We start from the raw sequence: 2,534 nt of genomic DNA, 5'->3' as shown, positions 1-2,534 counted from the left end.
CCATGGCCACGCCTGGGTTGGGGATCGCCTGGAAGATCGCCGAATTGAGCTGGTCGAACTGGGTCAATTGATTGGGCTCGACCCCGGTCGAGACGCTGACCAGATTAGACAGCGGCACTTGCCCACCGCTGGCGCTGGTCACATAAAAGCGCGACAGTGCTTCGGGCGTCAGCCGTTCACCACGCAGGCTCTGCGGGATCACATCATAGGAGCGACCGTCCATGGCGAAGCGGTTGACGTAGTTTTCGCCCACCAGCACCGCCAGGGTGTCACCCAGATCCTTCATGGTCACGCCCAGGCTGTTGGCCTTGGTGCGGTCGACTTTGATCTTGATCACCGAGTTGTTGTAGTCCAGGTCGCTGTCGACCACCATGAACAAGCCGCTTTCACGTGCAGCGTGCTTGAGTGCTTCCATCGCCTCATAGACCACGCTGTAGTCACCGGCGCTCTTGATCACCATCTGTACCGGCAGGCCACCGGTCGAGCCTGGCAGTGAAGGCAACTGGAAGGCAAAGACGTTGCTGCCCTCGATGGTGTTGGCGCGGTTCTGCATATCGCCCTGAATCTGGTCAGCGTTGCGCTCGCGTTTTTCCCAATCGACGAAGTTGACCCCGCCGATGCTGTTGGATACGCCGTTGCTGCCGTTGACCAGCCACAGGTTGCTCTGCTCCGGCAATGTCCCCATGGCTTCGTTCCACTGTTTGCCGAACTTCTCGACGTAGTCGATGTTGGCGTTTTGTGGAGACTTGATGGCAGTTAACACCGTGGACTGGTCCTCGGTGGGCGCCAGTTCGGTCTGGGCACGGCTGTATAGCCAGGGCACGCTGATCAGCACGATGACCGCAATCGTAAACGTGACCCAACGGTGGTGCAGCGACAGATCCAGCACCCGGCCATACGCGCTGCCGAGACGGTGAAAGAATCTCTCGGCCTTGCGGGCCATCCAGCCTTCGTTCATCTGGCTGTTGAGCAGCAGTGAGCTCATGACCGGCGACAGCGTAAGCGCGATGATGCCGGAGACCACCACAGAGCCGGCCAAGGTGAAGGCGAACTCCTTGAACAGCGAGCCGGTCAGCCCGCCCATGAGGCCTATGGGCGCATACACGGCCGCCAGCGTCAGGGTCATCGCAATCACCGGCGCTGCCACCTCACGTGCGCCCAGCAGGGCTGCATATGTGGGAGACTTGCCTTCTTCGATATGACGGTGAACGTTCTCCACCACAATGATCGCGTCATCCACCACCAGGCCGATAGCCAATACCATCGCCAGCAAGGTCAGCAAGTTAATGCTGAACCCGAACATCGACATGAACGCGGCCGCACCCAACATCGACAAGGGAATGGTGACCACCGGAATGATCACTGCCCGCGCCGAACCCAGGCTCAAGAAAATCACCAGTACCACGATGGCAATGGCTTCGCCCAGCGTACCGAGTACTTCATCAATCGATGCGCTGATAAAACGTGCCAGCTCAAACGGCACAGCGACTTTCACGTCCGGCGGCAGGTTGGCGCGGATCCCCGGCAGCAATTCATTTACCTTCTTGACGATCACCAGCGGGTTGGCATTGGGCGCGGCATTCAGGCCGAAAAACACTGCTTGAACTCCGTCCATGGTGGCGCTGGTGTCGGTGGACGCGGCGCCCAGTTCCACGGTAGCGATATCATTCAGGTGCACCACACCGGCAGCGCTGGACTTGACCACCAACTGTCGAAACTCGGCGACATCGACCAGGTCGGTGTTGATCTGGATATCCGACACCACATACAAACCCTTGGCCTGGCCGGGCGCAGCCTGCACGTTGTTATTCAACAGGGCCTGGGCCACATCGCTGCCGGAAATGCCATGGGCGGCCATGCGATTGGCATCCAGCCAGATACGCATGGCCATTGTCTGCCCGCCGCTGAGGTTGATGCTGCCGACCCCTTCGATGGAAGACAGTTGCGGTTGCACCACGCGCTGCAAGTAGTCCGAGAGTGCGGCGGTGGACAGGGTCGGGCTGGAAAAACCCACATAGGCCACGGCTGTGGCCTCACCGGAGGACTTCACAATCACCGGATCGTAAGCCTGCTCCGGCAAGCGGTATTTGACCTCGTTGACCTTGGCCATCACCTGGGTCATGGCCTTGTTGGAGTCGGCGTTGAGCTTCATGCGCACGGTGATCACGCTTTTGCCCTGGGTCGACGTCGAGCTCATGTAGTCGACGTCTTCCACGGTGGCGACCGATTGCGCGATGGCCTGGGTGACGAAACCCTGCATCAATTGCGGTGAAGCACCGGGGTACTGGGTGGTGATCGTCAGCGTGGAGCTTTCCGTCAGGGGGTACTGACGAATCGGCAGGTTATTTATGGCCAGCAGCCCCATCAATAAAATCAGGGTGCTGACCACCAGCGCCAACACCGGGCGCCGCACGAACAAGTCGGTGAATTTCATTTTCAGATCCTTGGTGTATCAGCGGCTTGCGGCTTGGTCGAGCCCTACGGTGTCCTTGAGCGCAATGCGTACCAGGGCGCCGCTGCTCAAGCGCAACTGA

The 2,534-nt window shown here is 59.6% G+C and carries 1 protein-coding gene; it reads right to left on the bottom strand.

What is annotated here, in order from left to right; all coding sequences use genetic code 11:
- Nucleotides 1-2,434: efflux RND transporter permease subunit (locus E3O56_RS20445; protein ID WP_248128901.1), on the bottom strand; the 2,434-nt coding region annotated here is incomplete at its 3' end.
- Nucleotides 2,435-2,534: the final 100 nt, after the last annotated feature.

The organism is Pseudomonas sp. W2Aug9 (assembly GCF_023127755.1).
In the GTDB taxonomy this organism is placed as follows: Bacteria; Pseudomonadota; Gammaproteobacteria; order Pseudomonadales; family Pseudomonadaceae; genus Aquipseudomonas; species Aquipseudomonas synxantha_A.
The sequence above is the reverse complement of the archived record's forward strand: the minus strand, read 5'-3'. Positions and strand labels throughout refer to the sequence as shown.